The organism is Streptomyces saintjeani (assembly GCF_055409605.1).
Genome location: NZ_CP189624.1, coordinates 1559314 through 1574052, shown reverse-complemented (window position 1 = coordinate 1574052; position 14739 = coordinate 1559314). Strand labels below are relative to the sequence as shown.

The 14739-nt window shown below is 71.8% G+C and carries 13 protein-coding genes; 8 read left to right on the top strand and 5 right to left on the bottom strand.

Translation table 11 applies throughout. The annotated features are described in order from the left end of the window. Positions 1-23 precede the first annotated feature (23 nt). From ACQCO7_RS06900 to ACQCO7_RS06890, 3 genes are read left to right on the top strand one after another with little or no spacing between them, the layout of a single operon-like run. Positions 24-1160: a Gfo/Idh/MocA family protein gene (locus ACQCO7_RS06900; protein WP_464070993.1), complete on the top strand. Its 1137-nt coding sequence runs from the start codon at positions 24-26 to the stop codon at positions 1158-1160. Next, positions 1157-2071: a DUF6807 domain-containing protein gene (locus ACQCO7_RS06895; RefSeq protein ID WP_464070992.1), complete on the top strand. Its 915-nt coding sequence runs from the start codon at positions 1157-1159 to the stop codon at positions 2069-2071. The genes ACQCO7_RS06900 and ACQCO7_RS06895 overlap by 4 nt, the downstream gene beginning before the upstream one ends. Then, on the top strand, positions 2065-2775 hold the full coding sequence (locus tag ACQCO7_RS06890; protein WP_464070991.1) for a cupin domain-containing protein: 711 nt from the start codon (positions 2065-2067) through the stop codon (positions 2773-2775). The genes ACQCO7_RS06895 and ACQCO7_RS06890 overlap by 7 nt, the downstream gene beginning before the upstream one ends. A 161-nt stretch (positions 2776-2936) precedes the next feature. On the opposite strand, the gene ACQCO7_RS06885 is transcribed toward ACQCO7_RS06890, so the two are convergent. Then, positions 2937-3404: a winged helix-turn-helix transcriptional regulator gene (locus tag ACQCO7_RS06885; protein ID WP_464070990.1), complete on the bottom strand. Its 468-nt coding sequence runs from the start codon at positions 3402-3404 to the stop codon at positions 2937-2939. 108 nt (positions 3405-3512) lie between these two features. Here ACQCO7_RS06885 and ACQCO7_RS06880 point away from each other — a divergent pair, with 108 nt between their 5' ends. Further along, entirely contained in the window at positions 3513-4682 is a 1170-nt protein-coding gene (locus ACQCO7_RS06880; RefSeq protein ID WP_050370903.1) for a thiolase family protein, read from the top strand. A 27-nt stretch (positions 4683-4709) separates the two neighbouring features. On the opposite strand, the gene ACQCO7_RS06875 is transcribed toward ACQCO7_RS06880, so the two are convergent. Further along, a complete protein-coding gene (locus ACQCO7_RS06875) occupies positions 4710-5450 on the bottom strand; it encodes a TVP38/TMEM64 family protein (protein ID WP_464070989.1) in 741 nt (246 codons plus the stop codon). A gap of 321 nt (positions 5451-5771) precedes the next feature. Here ACQCO7_RS06875 and tuf point away from each other — a divergent pair, with 321 nt between their 5' ends. Together tuf and ACQCO7_RS06865 are read left to right on the top strand one after the other, a co-directional pair. Further along, positions 5772-6944, top strand: a complete 1173-nt coding sequence (gene tuf / locus ACQCO7_RS06870) for an elongation factor Tu (protein WP_464070988.1) — start codon at positions 5772-5774, stop codon at positions 6942-6944. A 167-nt stretch (positions 6945-7111) separates the two neighbouring features. Then, a complete protein-coding gene (locus ACQCO7_RS06865; RefSeq protein ID WP_464070987.1) occupies positions 7112-7891 on the top strand; it encodes a spermidine synthase in 780 nt (259 codons plus the stop codon). On the opposite strand, the gene ACQCO7_RS06860 is transcribed toward ACQCO7_RS06865, so the two are convergent. Both ACQCO7_RS06860 and ACQCO7_RS06855 read right to left on the bottom strand, forming a co-directional pair. After that, positions 7853-9127, bottom strand: coding sequence for an MFS transporter (locus ACQCO7_RS06860; protein ID WP_464070986.1), 1275 nt, complete (start codon positions 9125-9127; stop codon positions 7853-7855). The genes ACQCO7_RS06865 and ACQCO7_RS06860 overlap by 39 nt on opposite strands. Positions 9128-9205: 78 nt before the next feature. Next, a complete protein-coding gene (locus tag ACQCO7_RS06855) occupies positions 9206-10339 on the bottom strand; it encodes a DUF8017 domain-containing protein (RefSeq protein ID WP_464070985.1) in 1134 nt (377 codons plus the stop codon). Positions 10340-10476: 137 nt separating this feature from the next. Between ACQCO7_RS06855 and ACQCO7_RS06850 the strand changes: the two genes are divergently transcribed. Continuing rightward, positions 10477-10929 (top strand): DUF4442 domain-containing protein, encoded by a 453-nt coding sequence (locus ACQCO7_RS06850; protein ID WP_464070984.1) that lies wholly within the window; start codon positions 10477-10479, stop codon positions 10927-10929. A 235-nt stretch (positions 10930-11164) separates the two neighbouring features. On the opposite strand, the gene galU is transcribed toward ACQCO7_RS06850, so the two are convergent. After that, complete coding sequence (gene galU / locus ACQCO7_RS06845) at positions 11165-12094, bottom strand: UTP--glucose-1-phosphate uridylyltransferase GalU (RefSeq protein WP_464070983.1); 930 nt, start codon at positions 12092-12094, stop codon at positions 11165-11167. Positions 12095-12521: 427 nt separating this feature from the next. On the opposite strand from galU, the gene ACQCO7_RS06840 reads away from it, so the two are divergent. Further along, a complete protein-coding gene (locus tag ACQCO7_RS06840) occupies positions 12522-14600 on the top strand; it encodes an RICIN domain-containing protein (RefSeq protein WP_464070982.1) in 2079 nt (692 codons plus the stop codon). Positions 14601-14739: the final 139 nt, after the last annotated feature.

The following is a 14739-nucleotide window of genomic DNA, read 5'->3' as shown; positions in this document are numbered from 1 at the left end:
ACCGAGGAGTGCTGATCACCCCCATGCCCCCGACCGCTCCCCTCACCGGCCGAAGGATCCGCGCGGCCGTCATCGGCACCGGCGCCATCGCCCGCGGCTCCCACCTCCCCGCGCTCCAGGAACTCGCCGCCGAGGGCGAGGTCGAGGTCGTCGCGGCCGTCGACATCGACGCCGGCGCCGTCGAGAAGTTCTGCACGGAGAGCGGCGTCCCGCATCCGTACACCGACCTGGAGCTGATGCTCGCCGAGCAGCGCCCCGACCTCGTCACCATCTGTACCCCTCCCACCCTGCACCGCGCCCAGAGCCAGGCCGCGCTGCGCGGTGGCGCCTGGGTGCTGTGCGAGAAGCCGCCCGTCCTCACCCTTGCCGAGTACGACGCCGTCGCCGCCGAGGAAGGCACGGAGACGGGTCCTTACTCCTCCATCGTTTTCCAGCACCGTTTCGGTTCCGGCACCCGGCACATCCGTCGCCTCCTCGCCGAGAAGGCGCTCGGCCGGCCGCTCGTCGTCCACTGCCAGACCACCTGGTACCGCGACACCGCGTACTATGCCGTCCCCTGGCGCGGGCGCTGGGCCACCGAGGGCGGCGGGCCCGCGATGGGACACGGCATCCACCAGATGGACCTCATGCTCGACCTGCTCGGACCCTGGAGCGAGGTCCGCGCGATGGCCGGGCGGCTCGTGCACGACGTCGAGACCGAGGACGTGTCCACCGCGCTCGTGCGGTTCGAGAACGGGGCGATGGCGACCGTCGTCAACAGCGTCCTCAGCCCCGACGAGGTCAGCCGCATCCGCATCGACTGCGAGCGCGCGACCGTCGAACTCGTCCACCTCTACGGCCACTCCAACGCGAACTGGCGCATCACCCCCGCGCCCGGCGTGTCCGAGGAGGAGCTGGCCGACTGGCTCGACTTCGGTACGGACGTGCCGAGTTCGCACCTCGAACAGCTCCGGGAACTCGTCGCCAGCATGCGTGCCGGTGAACGGCCGCGGCTCAGCGGCGAGGAGGGGCGCGCGAGCCTCGAACTCATCAGCGCCCTCTACAAGTCGGCGTTCACCGACGTCACCGTCCGGCGCGGCGAGATCGGTTCCGGTGACCCGTACTACACCGCCCTGCACGGCGACGCGGCCGGCTGGGCGCCCGAGGAGGGGTCCGCGTGAGCGAGGAACTGCGGGTCGTCCACGCGCACGGTGACCACATCACCGTCACCGAGCCCGTCACCGGCGTCGAACTCCTGTCGTACGTCTACCGTGCCGAGGCCGACTGGGAGGCGCCCAAGCCGTACCTCCACCCCCTGCGCACCCTCGCCGGCGACGTCGTCACCGACTACCGGCCCAACGACCACCGGTGGCACAAGGGGCTCTCGCTGACCGCCTCGCACCTCTCCGGCGCGAACCTCTGGGGCGGCAACTCCTATGTCCACGGGGAGGGTTACCTCGCGCTCCCCGAACGCGTCGGGTCCATGCGGCACGTCGCCTTCGACGAGGTGTCCGCCGACGCCGGGCGCGTCGTCATCGCCGAGCGGCTCACCTGGCACCCCTACGACGGTGAGCTGTGGGCCGAGGAGACGCGGCGCGTCGAGGTCCACGACGTCGACCTCGACTCCCGGTCCTGGGCGCTGACATGGACCAGCGCCATCACCAACCGGCGTACGGAACCTCTGCTGTTCGGGAGTCCCACCACCGCCGGGCGGGAAATGGCCGGGTACACCGGGCTGTTCTGGCGCGGGCCCCGCGCCTTCCGGGACGGCCGCATCATCGGGCCCGACGGGGAGGGGCCCGAACTCATGGGTACGCAAGGGGAATGGCTCGCGCTCTCCGGTGAGCACGACGGGGCCGACGGGTACGCGACGGTCGTCTTCGCCCACGCTCCCGAGAACGCCGGCGGGCATCCCGCGCACTGGTTCGTCCGCAACGAGCCCTTCGCCGCGATCGCTCCCTCCTGGGCCTTCTACGAGGAACTGGAGCTGCCGCCGGGGGAGACGCTGACCCGCCGCTACCGTGTCGTCGTCGCCGACGGGGCCTGGGAGCGGGACGATATCGCCAAGTACCTTGAGGGGCGGCCGTGGTGAGTGGTTTCGCGGGGGTGCCGGGTGGGGTCGGGGTGTCGCGGCTGTGCGTGTACGACTGGCCCGCCGCCGACGGGCTCTGCGGCGGAACTCCCCATATGCATCTGGCCTGCTCGGAGGGGTACGTCGTGACCGGCGGCCGGGGTGCGGTCCAGACCCTGACCGCGTCCGGCTACGAGGTCACCCCCCTGACGCCGGGCACGATCGCCTGGTTCACGCCCGGCACGATCCACCGCCTCGTCAACGAGGACGACCTCCAGATCGCCGTCCTCATGCAGAACAGCGGGCTTCCGGAGGCGGGGGACGCGGTCCTGACGCTTCCCCCCGAGTACCTGACGGACCCCGACACATACGCGTCGGTGACCCGGATCCCGGTGGACGTGCCTCGCGAGGAACAGGAGCGAGTCGCCCGTAAACGCCGTGACTTGGCACTGGAGGGGTACCGGGTACTGCGCGAGTCCCCCGACGCCCTGGCCGCCTTCCACGAGTCCGCCGCCGCTCTGGTCCGGCCTCGCTTGGGGGAGTGGCGGGAGCGCTGGGAGCGGGGAGCGCTGGCGGCGGCCCAGGCCACGGGGGAGCAGCTCGATCGGCTCGGGCGGGGGGACGCCTCACACTTGCGCGATGCGGTCGTGCGGGCTGAACAGCCCTCCGAGGAGGGGAAGTTCGGGATGTGCGGGCGGTTGGACGTGTACAAGCTGGAGGCGTGAGCCTCGGCGGGGTCCCGGTGACAAGGGCACGGGCGGGGTCGGCGAACGGAAGCTGTACGAGGCCCAGATCGCCGAACTCTCGGACATCGGCGCCCGGTTGCACACCCTGGCCCTCCAGGGAGGGCGAGGAAGAGGCGGCCCGTTTCCGGCGCGTCGGGCTGTTATGCCACAGGCCCCGCCACCGTCCACCCCGGTGACTCCGAGTGGGGGGTCATGTCCGCTTCCGTCACCTCCACGCCGCACTTCCGGCAGGTGACCGCTGGGAGGAGTTCGTGGCCGCAGGTGTGTTCCACGACCATGGGGCGGTCGGTGTCGTGGCGTAGGTGGTGGTCGCCCCAGGCCATCAGGGTGAGGAGGACCGGGTTCAGGTCCAGGCCCGCGCGGGTGGGGTGGTACTCGTGGCGGCGGGGGCGGTCCGAGTAGGTGTGTTTGGTGAGGACGCCCGCGTCCACCAGGCGGCGCAGGCGGGACGACAGGACATCGCGGGGGGCGCCGATGTTGCGGGCCAGCTGGTCGAAGCGGCCGTTGCCCAGGAGGACCTCGCGGATGATCAGGAGGGTGTACTTCTCGCCGACGAGGGACAGGGCGTCGGCGATGGAACAGGGGCGGGGGTCCTTGGGGGCGGGCATGCGGTCCAGTTTAGGTGAAGGTTTGGATTTCCAACTGAGCTGGTCAGGGGAGCCATCCTGGAGTTAGTGTGAGTTTGGATTTCAAACTGACTCCCGTGGAGGCACCTCATGCGCGACGCCGTCATCGTCGAAGCCGTCCGCACCCCCGTCGGCAAGGGCAAACCCGGCGGCTCCCTCTCCCACGTCCACCCCGTCGACCTCCTCGCCCACACCCTGCGCACCCTCGTCGACCGCACCGGCATAGACCCCGCGCTCGTGGACGACGTGATCGGCGGCACGGTCGACCAGGTCGGCGAGCAGGCGATGAACACGACCCGGTACGCCGCCCTCGCCGCCGGTCTCCCCGAGTCCGTGCCGGCGACGACGGTGGACCGGCAGTGCGGCTCCTCCCAGCAGGCCGTGCACTTCGCCGCGCAGGGCGTGATGGCGGGCGCGTACGACCTGGTCGTGGCCTGCGGCGTCGAGTCGATGAGCCGCGTACCGATGTGGTCGAACGTCCCGGAGGGCAAGGACCCCTTCGGCCCGGGGATCGCCCGGCGCTACCCGGAGGGCCTCGTCCCGCAGGGCGTCAGCGCGGAGCTGATCGCCGCGAAGTGGTCCCTCACGCGCGCGCGGATGGACGAGTTCGCCGCGTCCTCGCACCACAAGGCCGCCGACGCCTGGGCACGGGGCCGTTTCGACGCCGAGGTCGCCCCGCTGGACGACGCCGTGCGCGACGAGTCCGTACGGCCCGGCACGACCCCCGAGATCCTCGCCGGGCTCAAGCCCGCCTACTACGACCCCGGCTTCGCCGAGCGCTTCCCGCAGATCGAGTGGAACGTCACCGCGGGCAACGCCAGCCCGGTCAACGACGGCGCGAGCGCGGTCCTGATCGCCGGCGCCGACACCGCCGTACGCCTCGGCCTGCGCCCCCTCGCGCGCCTGCGCGACTTCGCCGTCACCGGCTCCGACCCCCTGCTCATGCTGACCGGCGTCATCCCCGCGACGGAGAAGGTGCTGCGCAGGGCCGGGCTCGACCTCGGCGACATCGACCTGTTCGAGGTCAACGAGGCCTTCGCCAGCGTCGTCCTCGCCTGGCAGCAGGAGACCGGCGCGGACCTCGCGAAGGTCAACGTCGACGGCGGGGCCATCGCGCTCGGGCACCCGCTCGGGGCCAGCGGGACACGGCTGACGACGACGCTGGTGCACGCGATGCGGGAGCGCGGGGCGCGGTACGGGTTGCAGACCATGTGCGAGGCGGGGGGACTGGCCAACGCGATGATCCTGGAGGCCGTATGAAGAACCGAGCGGGGCTCGTGAAAGCTCCTACTTCCCCCGCAGGTGATGCCTCTTCCGCCACGCCACCACCGCACCCGCCACCGACGGCAGCGCGATAGCCGCGACCGCGATCAGGAACACCGGCGACGTGGGCGACGAAGCCCGCGCCCCCGCGACGACGTACGCGGCCGTGTTCGGCACCGACCCCACCGCCGTCGCGAACAGGAACGGGAACCAGCCGATGCGGGAGACGGCGGCGCCGTAGTTGGCCAGCCAGAACGGCATCCCGGGAAAGAGACGCGCGGCGAGCATCGACCGCAGACCGTGCCGGCTCAGCTGACCGTCCGCCGCCTTCAGGAGCCGCCCCCGCAGCAGGGGGCGCAGCGCGTCCTGCCCCAGCACCCGCCCGAGCCCGAACGCCACGCCCGCGCCGAGCACCGTACCCGCGAGCGTTGTGACAAGCCCCACCTCCCAGCCGAACAGCGCGCCCGCCGCGAGGTTCAGCAGCGGCCGGGGCACGAACGCGACCGTGCACAGCCCGTACGCGACCGTGAACACGGCGGCGGCCGACGCGCCCGTCAGGTGGGGCGGCCAGCCGTCCTGGAGAAGTCTCTGCGGCTCGAAGAGCAGCACGCTCGCCCCGGCCGCCGCGAGCAGCACGACCAGCAGGAAGAGGCGCGACCACGGGGACAGCAGCCGCGTGCCGAGGGACACCGGCACGACGAGTCCGGGGGTGGCCGGGGGAGCGGCCGTGGCGGTGCCGCCAGAGCGGGTGGTGGCATCGAGCATTCCGTGACGGTAGCCCACGGAGCTGTCTGATCGCTGTATGGGTCTTCTCACCGGGACGGCCCTGAACGGCACGGCGCGGAAAACCGTTCGACTTACGACGTTCCTTCGACGAGGATCGAGACATGTTCCGGTACGCCTTCCACCTCGCAGCATCCGCAGTCGCGGATGCGCCGAAGGCTGCCGTCCCCCACTTCCTGGCCGCTGTCGACGGCGCCCGAAGCTGACCCTCCCCGGAAAGTCCGGCGGACCCCGCAGGGGGAGGGTCGGACGGTCGATCGGGGTCCCCTTTCTTTTCCCACGGACACGCTTCGAGGTACAGCCATGCCCAAGACCGCGTACGTACGCACCAAGCCGCATCTCAACATCGGCACGATGGGTCACGTCGACCACGGCAAGACCACGCTCACCGCCGCCATCACCAAGGTCCTCGCCGACCGCGGCACCGGCACGTTCGTGCCGTTCGACCGCATCGACCGCGCCCCCGAGGAGGCCGCCCGCGGCATCACCATCAACATCTCGCACGTCGAGTACGAGACCGACACGCGCCACTACGCGCACGTCGACATGCCCGGTCACGCCGACTTCATCAAGAACATGATCACCGGCGCGGCGCAGCTCGACGGGGCGATCCTCGTCGTCTCCGCGCTCGACGGGATCATGCCGCAGACCGCCGAACACGTGCTGCTCGCCAGGCAGGTCGGGGTCGACCACATCGTCGTCGCGCTCAACAAGGCCGACGGCGCGGACGAAGAGCTCGTCGAACTGGTCGAGCTGGAGGTCCGTGACCTCCTCACGACCCATGGGTACGGAGGTGACAGCGCGCCCGTCGTCCGTGTCTCCGGGCTCAAGGCCCTTGAGGGGGACCCCCGTTGGGTCGCCTCCGTCGAGGCTCTGCTCGACGCGGTCGACACGTACGTGCCCATGCCGGAGCGGTACCTCGACGCGCCGTTCCTGCTGTCCGTCGAGAACGTGCTCACGATCACCGGGCGCGGGACCGTGGTCACGGGAGCCGTCGAGCGGGGGACCGTTCGGGTCGGTGACCGGGTCGAAGTGCTCGGCGCGGAGGTCGACACGGTCGTCATCGGCGTGGAGACCTTCGGGAAGCCGATGGACGAGGCGCAGGCCGGGGACAACGTCGCCTTGCTGCTGCGGGGAGTCGCCCGGGACTCCGTCCGGCGGGGGCATGTCGTCGCGGCGCCGGGCAGTGTGGTGCCTCGGCGGAGGTTCACCGCGCAGGTGTATGTGCTGTCCGCTCGGGAGGGGGGTCGTACGACGCCTGTTTCTTCCGGGTACCGGCCGCAGTTCTATATCCGTACGGCGGATGTGGTCGGGGACGTCGACCTCGGTGAGGTCGCCGTCGCCAGGCCGGGGGAGCGGGTCGACATGACCGTCGAGCTCGGGCGGGACGTGCCGTTGGAGGACGGTCTCGGGTTCGCCATTCGTGAGGGTGGCAGGACCGTGGGGGCTGGGACCATCACCGCCGTGTTGGGTTAGGTGAGTGGGGGGCTGTGGGCTGTATGTGGCTGGTCGCGCCCACGCGGCGGAGCCGCATATGGACACAGCCCCGCGCCCCTGAAAAGCATGTGGCTGGGCACAATGGGTGGGTGAACCCCGAGTCCGTTCCCGTTTTTCGCCCTGTCGATCAGGGCTTCGCCAAGCTCATGCCCGATGTCGACCGGGAGCGGGCTTGGCTGCTCACGATCGATGACGCTCCTCAGTCGTACGTCGATCTCGACGAGCCCGAACACCTTGAGTTCGAGTACGTCCGGAGGCTCGGCCACGCTCTGGATGTTCTCGTGGAGCCCGAGGACGTCGTCCATCTCGGGGGCGGTGCGCTCACCCTTCCCCGCTATCTCGCCGTCACGCGGCCCGGCTGCCGGCAACACGTCGTCGAGTTCGATCGCGGGTTGCTGGACCTCGTCGTCGAGCAACTCCCCCTTCCTGACGGGGACTTCACCCTTCACGCCGCCGATGCCCGGGAGTGGCTCGCGTCGGCGCCCGGCTCCTGCGCCGATGTCATCGTCGCCGACGTCTTCGGCGGGTCCCGGGTGCCCGCGCAAGTGACGTCCACGGGGTACGTCGATGAGGTCGCCCGTGTCCTGCGTCCCGACGGCGTCTATCTCGCCAACCTCGCCGACTCCGCCCCCTTCGGCTTTCTGCGTTCTCAACTCGCCGGGTTCGCCGAGGTGTTCGAGGAGCTGGCGGTGGTCGCGGAGCCGGCGGTGCTGCGGGGGAGGCGGTTCGGGAACGTCGTGCTCATCGGTTCGCGGCGGCCTCTCGACCTGGCCGCGCTGGCCCGGCGTACCGCCTCCGACGCGTTTCCCGCGCGGGTCGAACACGGGCCCGGTGTGCGGAAGTTGATCGGCGATGCGCGGCCCGTGCCGGACGCGGAAGCCGTCGCCTCACCCGAGCCGCCCGACGGCGCTTTCGGGGTCGGGTGACTCGACAGGCGTACGGCGCCTGAGATTTCGTACGTCCGGGATGAACAGGACCGCCGCTGTCACCGCGACGATCAGCACCGAGCAGCCCCAGAGCGCGGAGGTCCGGCCGAACGCCGTTTCCGCCGGGCCCGCCAGGGCCAGCGCCAACGGGACCAGGGCGACCGAGCCGAACCAGTCGTAGGCGGCGACCCGGGAGAGTTTGTCCTCCGGGATCTCCTGGTGGACGACGGTCATCCAGCTGACGCCGAAGGTCTCGACCGTCAGGCCGCTGAGGAACATCACCGCGCAGAGGACGGCGATCGGTGCCGGGACCGCCAGGGCGGCCGGGGGGAGGGCGAGCGGGAAGACGGCCAACGTGCCGATGAGGAGCGGGCGTCGAGGGTGCCAGCGGATCATGAGGAGGGCGCCGACGACCGTGCCCGCGCCGAAGAAGCCGAGGGCCAGCCCCCAGGGGGCGGCGCCGCCCAGGTGGTCGCGGGCGACCAGGGGGCCGTAGACCGAATCCGCCGCTCCCACCAGGGCGTTGGCGATCGAGAACTGGAGGACGATGCCCCACAGCCAAGGGCGGCTGCTGAACTCCTGCCAGCCTTCCCGGAGGTCCGCCAACAGGCCCTGGGCCTCGCCTCGTCGGGGGATGTGACTGACGTCCAGGAACGCCCGGAGCGCGCCCGCGACGGCGAAGGCCGCCGAGTCCGCCGCGAGGACCCAGCCGGGGCCGACCGCCGCGACCATGAGGCCGCCCAGCGCCGCGCCGCCGAGGGCCGCGCCCTGCATCGACATCCGGAACACCGCGAACGCCCGGCCCGCATGCTCGCCGGAGACCGTGGACAGGAGCATCCCCTCGGCCGCCGGGTTGAAGAACGCCTGGCCGGTGCCGCCGAGTGCGCTGAGCAGCATCATCTGCCACAGCTTCGGTTCGCCGAGCAGGACGAGCGCGGCGAAGGCGCCCTGGGAGAGGAAGTTGAGCGTGTTCGCGGCGACCATCACGCGGTGGCGGGGGAGCCGGTCCGCGACCGCGCCGCCGATCAGCAGGAACAGGACCAGCGGGAGGGTGCGGGCCGCCGCGACCAGGCCCACGTCACCGCCGTCGCCGCCGGTGCCGAGCACGGCGAACGCGGCGGCGATCAGGGCGCCTTGGGCACCGAGGTTCGTGACGAACGTGGCGGTGGTGAGGAGGGTGTAGTTGCGGCCGGCCCAGGCGGGCCTGCGGATGCGGGGGGAGGCGGCTCGGGTCACCGGGTGACTATCGCGGCTGGGTGCGCGGGCCGACAAACGGATTATCGACCTGCGCCACCGTCCCCTCGTACAGTGCGGTCAGCCCTCCACCGGATCCCCGTGCAACCGCACCGTGCTCAGAATCTTCATGATCGTCGCGTCCGGCACCTCGTCCTTGACCCCCTTCGCCGTGGACAGCGTCCACGACACGAAGTCCCCCTTCGAGTTCTTGAACCCGAACGTGATCGCCTTGCCGTCCGCCGCGCACTTCCCCTTCTCGGGGTTGTTCGTGGACCGCGCCCAGCCGTAACTGCCCGCGATCCCGGCGGCGGTGGTGTACGGCGTTCCCTTCTTGTCGAAGGTGATGCTCTTCTTGTCGGGGTTGGTGTACCCGCCGAACACCCACCACGCGGGCGTGTTCACGGCGATCTCGTCGGTGTTCTTCGCCCCGGACGCGCCCTTCGTACCGGTCACGCCGAGCCGCGAGTCGCTGGTCTTGCCGTCCTTGTCGGGGTCGGACGTGCACCACTTCGGCTTCAGCGCGGCGGCGCCGGACATGATGACCGAGTCGTAGCCGGTGGGCTTGGTCTTGTCCTCCCACTCGTAGCCGAGCGCGGTACCGGGCGGCTGCACCTCCCACTCCGGCGGCACGTCGAACGCGGTGCCCCACTTGGGGTTGACGACGACCTTCCACCCCGCGACCGTCGGCTTCTCCTCGCTGTCACCGCTGCGCGGGTTGGACCCGGCGTCGGTGGACACGGACGGCGACGGCGTCGGCGAGGCGGAGGCGCTCTTGTCGCTCCCCTTCGCCTCGGTCTTCGTGCCGCCGTCGTCGCCGAGCACCACGAACCCGGTCACCGCCGCGGTCAGCACGACCGCCGACGCGGAGACGATCGCGACGAGCTTCGTCCGGTTACGGCCACCGCCACCGCCACCGCCTCCCGACGGCGCCTGCGGACCGCCCACGGCGGTCGGCGCACCCCAACCGGGCTGCTGCGCATAGGGGTTGGGCTGCTGAGCCCCGGGCTGCGGGTGACCGGGCTGCGGGTAGCCCGGCTGCTGGTACCCAGGCTGCTGGTACCCCGGCTGGGCCGGACCGGGCTGCTGAGCCCCCGGCTGCTGGTACCCGCCCTGCTGGTACGGATTGCCCTGCTGAAAGCCCGGCTGCTGATACGGATTGTTCTGCGCCTGCGGGTTCTGCTCTCCCCCGGGCGGCTGCTGTCCTTGCCACATGCGGAGAAACCCTAGTGGCGCGGGGGTCGCCTTTCGGCCACCACCCCCGGACGCTCACGGTTCGATCACGACTCGGACGGTTGCCGTGATCACATCACCCTGGCCGCCGTTGGCTACTCGCGGGTAACATCGCGTCCATGAGCGCTGACCAGAAAACCCTCGGCGAGCAGCTCGCCGCCACCGTCCCCTTGGTCCGGACCCTCGGCCTGGAGTTCCTGGAGACCACCCGGGAGCGGGCCGTCCTCGCCCTCCCGGATCAGGACGCCTTCCACAACCACGTCGGCGGCCCGCACGCCGGGGCCATGTTCACCCTCGGCGAGTCCGCGAGCGGCGCCATCGTCCTCGCGGCCTTCGGCGACCAGCTCTCCCGAGCGGTCCCCCTCGCGGTCAGCGCCCAGATCGCGTACAGGAAGCTCGCGATGGGCCGCGTCACCGCCACCGCCACCCTCGGCCGCCCGGCCACCGAGGTCATCGCCGAACTCGACCAGGGCGGACGCCCCGAGTTCCCCGTCACGATCGAGATCCAGCGCGAGGACGGCGCGGTGACCGGCGAGATGACGGTCGTCTGGACGCTACGCCCCAACAGCTGAGTCCGTACGACGCCGGAGGGGCCCCGAGCCGGCCCTCTCCGCAGTCTCCGGTGGCCGGCCCTCGCGCCGCCTCTAGCCGGCCGAGCCGCACGCTGTGGCCCCTGCGGGCAGCCGAGCCATCCGGGCCCTCCGGCCTCTTCGGTGTCTCCGGGCGGCCGAGTCACTCGCCCCGGCCCCTCCGGCTCTCCGCGTCTCCAGGCGGCCAAAGTCGCCCGCCCCGACCCCGCTCGCCGTCTCAGGCCGCCAGCCGCTTCCCCCCGGCCCCCTCCTCGAACCCGGCGACGAACTCCTTCAGCCATGCGGTGAACTCCGGCCCGAGGTCGTCCCGCGCGCACGCCAGCCGCACCACCGTCCGCAGGTAGTCCGCCTTGTCGCCGGTGTCGTAGCGCAGCCCCTCGAAGACCACGCCGTGCACCGTGCCGCCCGCCGCGAGTTCCTGGAGCGCGTCGGTGAGCTGGATCTCGCCGCCCCGGCCGGGCGGGGTGCGCTCCAGGACGCCGAAGACGGCCGGGTCGAGGACGTACCGCCCGATCACGGCGTACCGGCTGGGCGCGTCCTCGCGCGCCGGCTTCTCGACGAGGCCCGTCACGCGTACGACGCCGTCCTCGCCGGTCGGCTCCACGGCCGCGCACCCGTACAGGTGGACCTGCTCCTGCGGCACCTCCATGAGCGCGACGACGCTCCCCTCGTACCGCTCGCGGACCTCCAGCATCTCGCTGAGCAGGTTCTCGCGGGCGTCGATCAGGTCGTCGCCGAGCAGGACCGCGAAGGGCTGGTCGCCGACGTGGTGCTTCGCGCACAGGACCGCGTGGCCGAGGCCGAGGGGGTCGCCCTGGCGGATGTGGTGGATGTCGGCGAGCCGGGCCGGATCGCGCACGGCGTCCAGACGGACGGTGTCGCCCTTCGCGGCGAGGGCCTGCTCCAGCTCGAAGGCGTGGTCGAAGTGGTCCTCGATCGCGCGCTTGTGGCGGCCGGTCACCATCAGGACGTCGTCGAGACCGGCCGCGGCGGCCTCCTCCACGACGTACTGGATGGCCGGCTTGTCGACGACCGGGAGCATCTCCTTCGGGGTCGCCTTCGTCGCCGGCAGGAAGCGGGTGCCGAGGCCGGCGGCCGGGACGACGGCTTTGCGGACGGTGGGCGCGGGGCGGCGGGGGGTGGTCATGCGGCCATGCTGGACCGCCTGTTTGGGAGTACGCCGAGAGCCGGATCGGAGAAACCTGTGGATCCGCGCCGGGGTGGATCCACAGCGAGCGGCGAACGACGGGCCGCCGTACGGAGGTTGAAGATTTCGTGTGCCATCCACCGGGGTGCGCGCACAAGTTGAGGTCCGCCTTCCGGGCGCGCGGCGGAGATTTTCGAATGCCGGTGCGGATACCGGCGGTAACTTATCTGAAATTACGGCTGTTTGAACTTCGGTCATCCGAACTTCTTGTTTCCTATGGGGCGTATGTGCGAAGGTAAGCGTCCCTTAAGGAGGGCCGGTTCAGGCCAAGCGAGCTGATCCGGCCACAGGTACGCACCAATCACGCACCTGCTTTTCCGGCGAGCCCTTTCCGTGGGCCGGCGCCGGCTTGGAAGGAAATGGTTCCGTGCAGTCGCCCAACCCACCCCGTCCGCCCTATCCGCCCCGTCCCGGCCGGCACCCCGGCGACTCGGACCGCGACCTCGTGGCCCAGATCGGCGCGGCCGGCGACGGGAGTTCCCGCGCCGTCGCCCTGCTGCTCGCCCGGCACTGGCGCGCCACCCACGAGTACGCGGCGATCTGTCTCGCCGCCCGGGGACAGTCCCCGCAACTCGTGGCCGCGGCGGCCTTCCACCGCGTACTCGGCCGGCTCGCCGCGGGCCGTACCGGCGGCGCGCTGCGTCCCCAATTCCTCGTCGCCGTACGGGACATCGTGCGGGAATGGGCCGGAGCCGACGCCGTACCCGCCGCGCTGCCGGAACTCGGCAAGACCGTCGGCGGGCGGGGCCTGCGGGCCTCCCGGGCCGGGACGCCGGAAAGGCGGAAACTCGCGGAAGCGGCTTTCCGATCGCTGCCCGCCGCCTCCCAATGCCTCTTGTGGCACACGGAAGTGGAAGCCGAGCCCATATCCATACCCGCTGGTCTGCTGGGTGTCGACGAGTTGACGGCGGGCGCCGGGCTGCGGGAGGCGCGGACCCAATTCCGGACAGCCTGCGTGCGGGCGCACCGGGAACTCGCGCCGTCCGATCAATGCCGGTTCTACAACCGGCTCCTCGATGTGCCGCTGCGGCGGGGCGGGTCCCTGCTGCCCGATGTCCGTGACCATCTCGCCGAGTGCCGGTACTGCCGTCATGCCGCCGAGCAACTCAGCTTCTTCGACGACGCGTTGGACATTCTGCTGGCGGAGACCGTGCTGGGGTGGGGTGGGCGGCGGTATCTCGAATCGCGGGCCGGGCGGGGTGGGGCGCATGGGCCTGCCGCGACGCCGGTCCACAGCGGGAGGCACCGGAGCGCCGGGATCGTCGATCTCGCCGGGCGGCGGGCCAAGGCCGTGCTCATCGGGGCGGGGGTGACCTCGCTCGTGCTCATCGGGAGTGTACTGGTCGGTTCGGGGTGGTCCGGCGGGGGGAACGGGCCCGGGCCGCAGGTCACGTGGGGTGCGCCCGTCGGGGGGCCCGGTTTCGCCGCGGCGTCCGAGAACCCCGAGCCGTCCGCCTCCGGTGCCGCGTCACCCGCGTCCGTCGAGCAGCAGCCCGCCGAGATCGCCCACGGGAGGCTGTTCGCGCCGTCCGCCGGGCTCTGCATGGACAGCGAGGGCGGGCGGGTCGAGGACGGGGCGCGCGCCGTGCTGGCCGACTGCTCCGCCGCCGCCTCGCAGCAGTGGTCGTACCGGGCGGACGGGCTGCTGCGGAGCGCCGCCTCGCCGACCCTGTGCCTGGCCGCCGATGCCGATGGGCATCAGGGGGCGGCCGTTCTCGCCGGGTGCGTCGTGCACTCCGGGGAGGTGTTCTTCGATCTGACCGTGCGGGGGGAGTTGTTGCTGCGGCGCGGTGGGGGGCTTGTGGTGGCGCCGGGGGAGAGCCGGGAGGGGATGGGGGTCGTGGTGACCCGGCGGGACGGGTCCGCCGGGCAGCGGTGGGTGTTCGACTCGCCCGCCGGGACCTCCGGTCAGGTGACTCCCGGGCCGTCCGGTGGGACGGCTCCGGACACGGGGCGGCCCCAGGTGGGGCCGGAAGAGAAGGGGTCCGGGGGGTCGCAGGGTTCGGAGGGGGATTCTGCGGCTCCCGGGGCTTCTTCCGGCGGGGCCGGTGGGCCCGGTGCGAGTGGTGGGGCGGGTGCGCAGGGCGGGTCCGAGGGGGGTGGCGGGGCCGACGTTCCGCGCTATCGCACGCGGGTGGTACAGGTCGGGGCGCCCGGGACGGTGGACTCGTCGTCGGGCTCGGGGTCGGGCTGGGGCCAGGGACCGGGCCGGGGCTGGGGTTCCGCTCCTGCCTCGCTTCCCGCTTCGGTGAGCGGGGTGGTGGAGCGGGTGGCCTCGACCGTGCGGGAACCGGTGCGGGAGCTCGCGGGGCAGGTTCCCGTCGTGGCCGGGCAGGCGTTCGGAGATGTGGGGCAGGCTCCCGTCGTGGCCGGGCAGGCGTCCAGGGGCGTCGGGCGGGTGTCCGACGTGCTCGGTGGGCTGACTCGGGGGGTGTCCGAGGGCTGACGGGGCGAGGGGCGGGGTGGTTCGGCGGGTTCGTGGTGTGTCCGGCTGATCGTCGGGCCGGTGGCGGCGCATAGTGCCGTGCAAGGTCCGACGATCAGCTTCGACACCCTGCCCGACGCCCCCGCCCTGAAGGAATCAC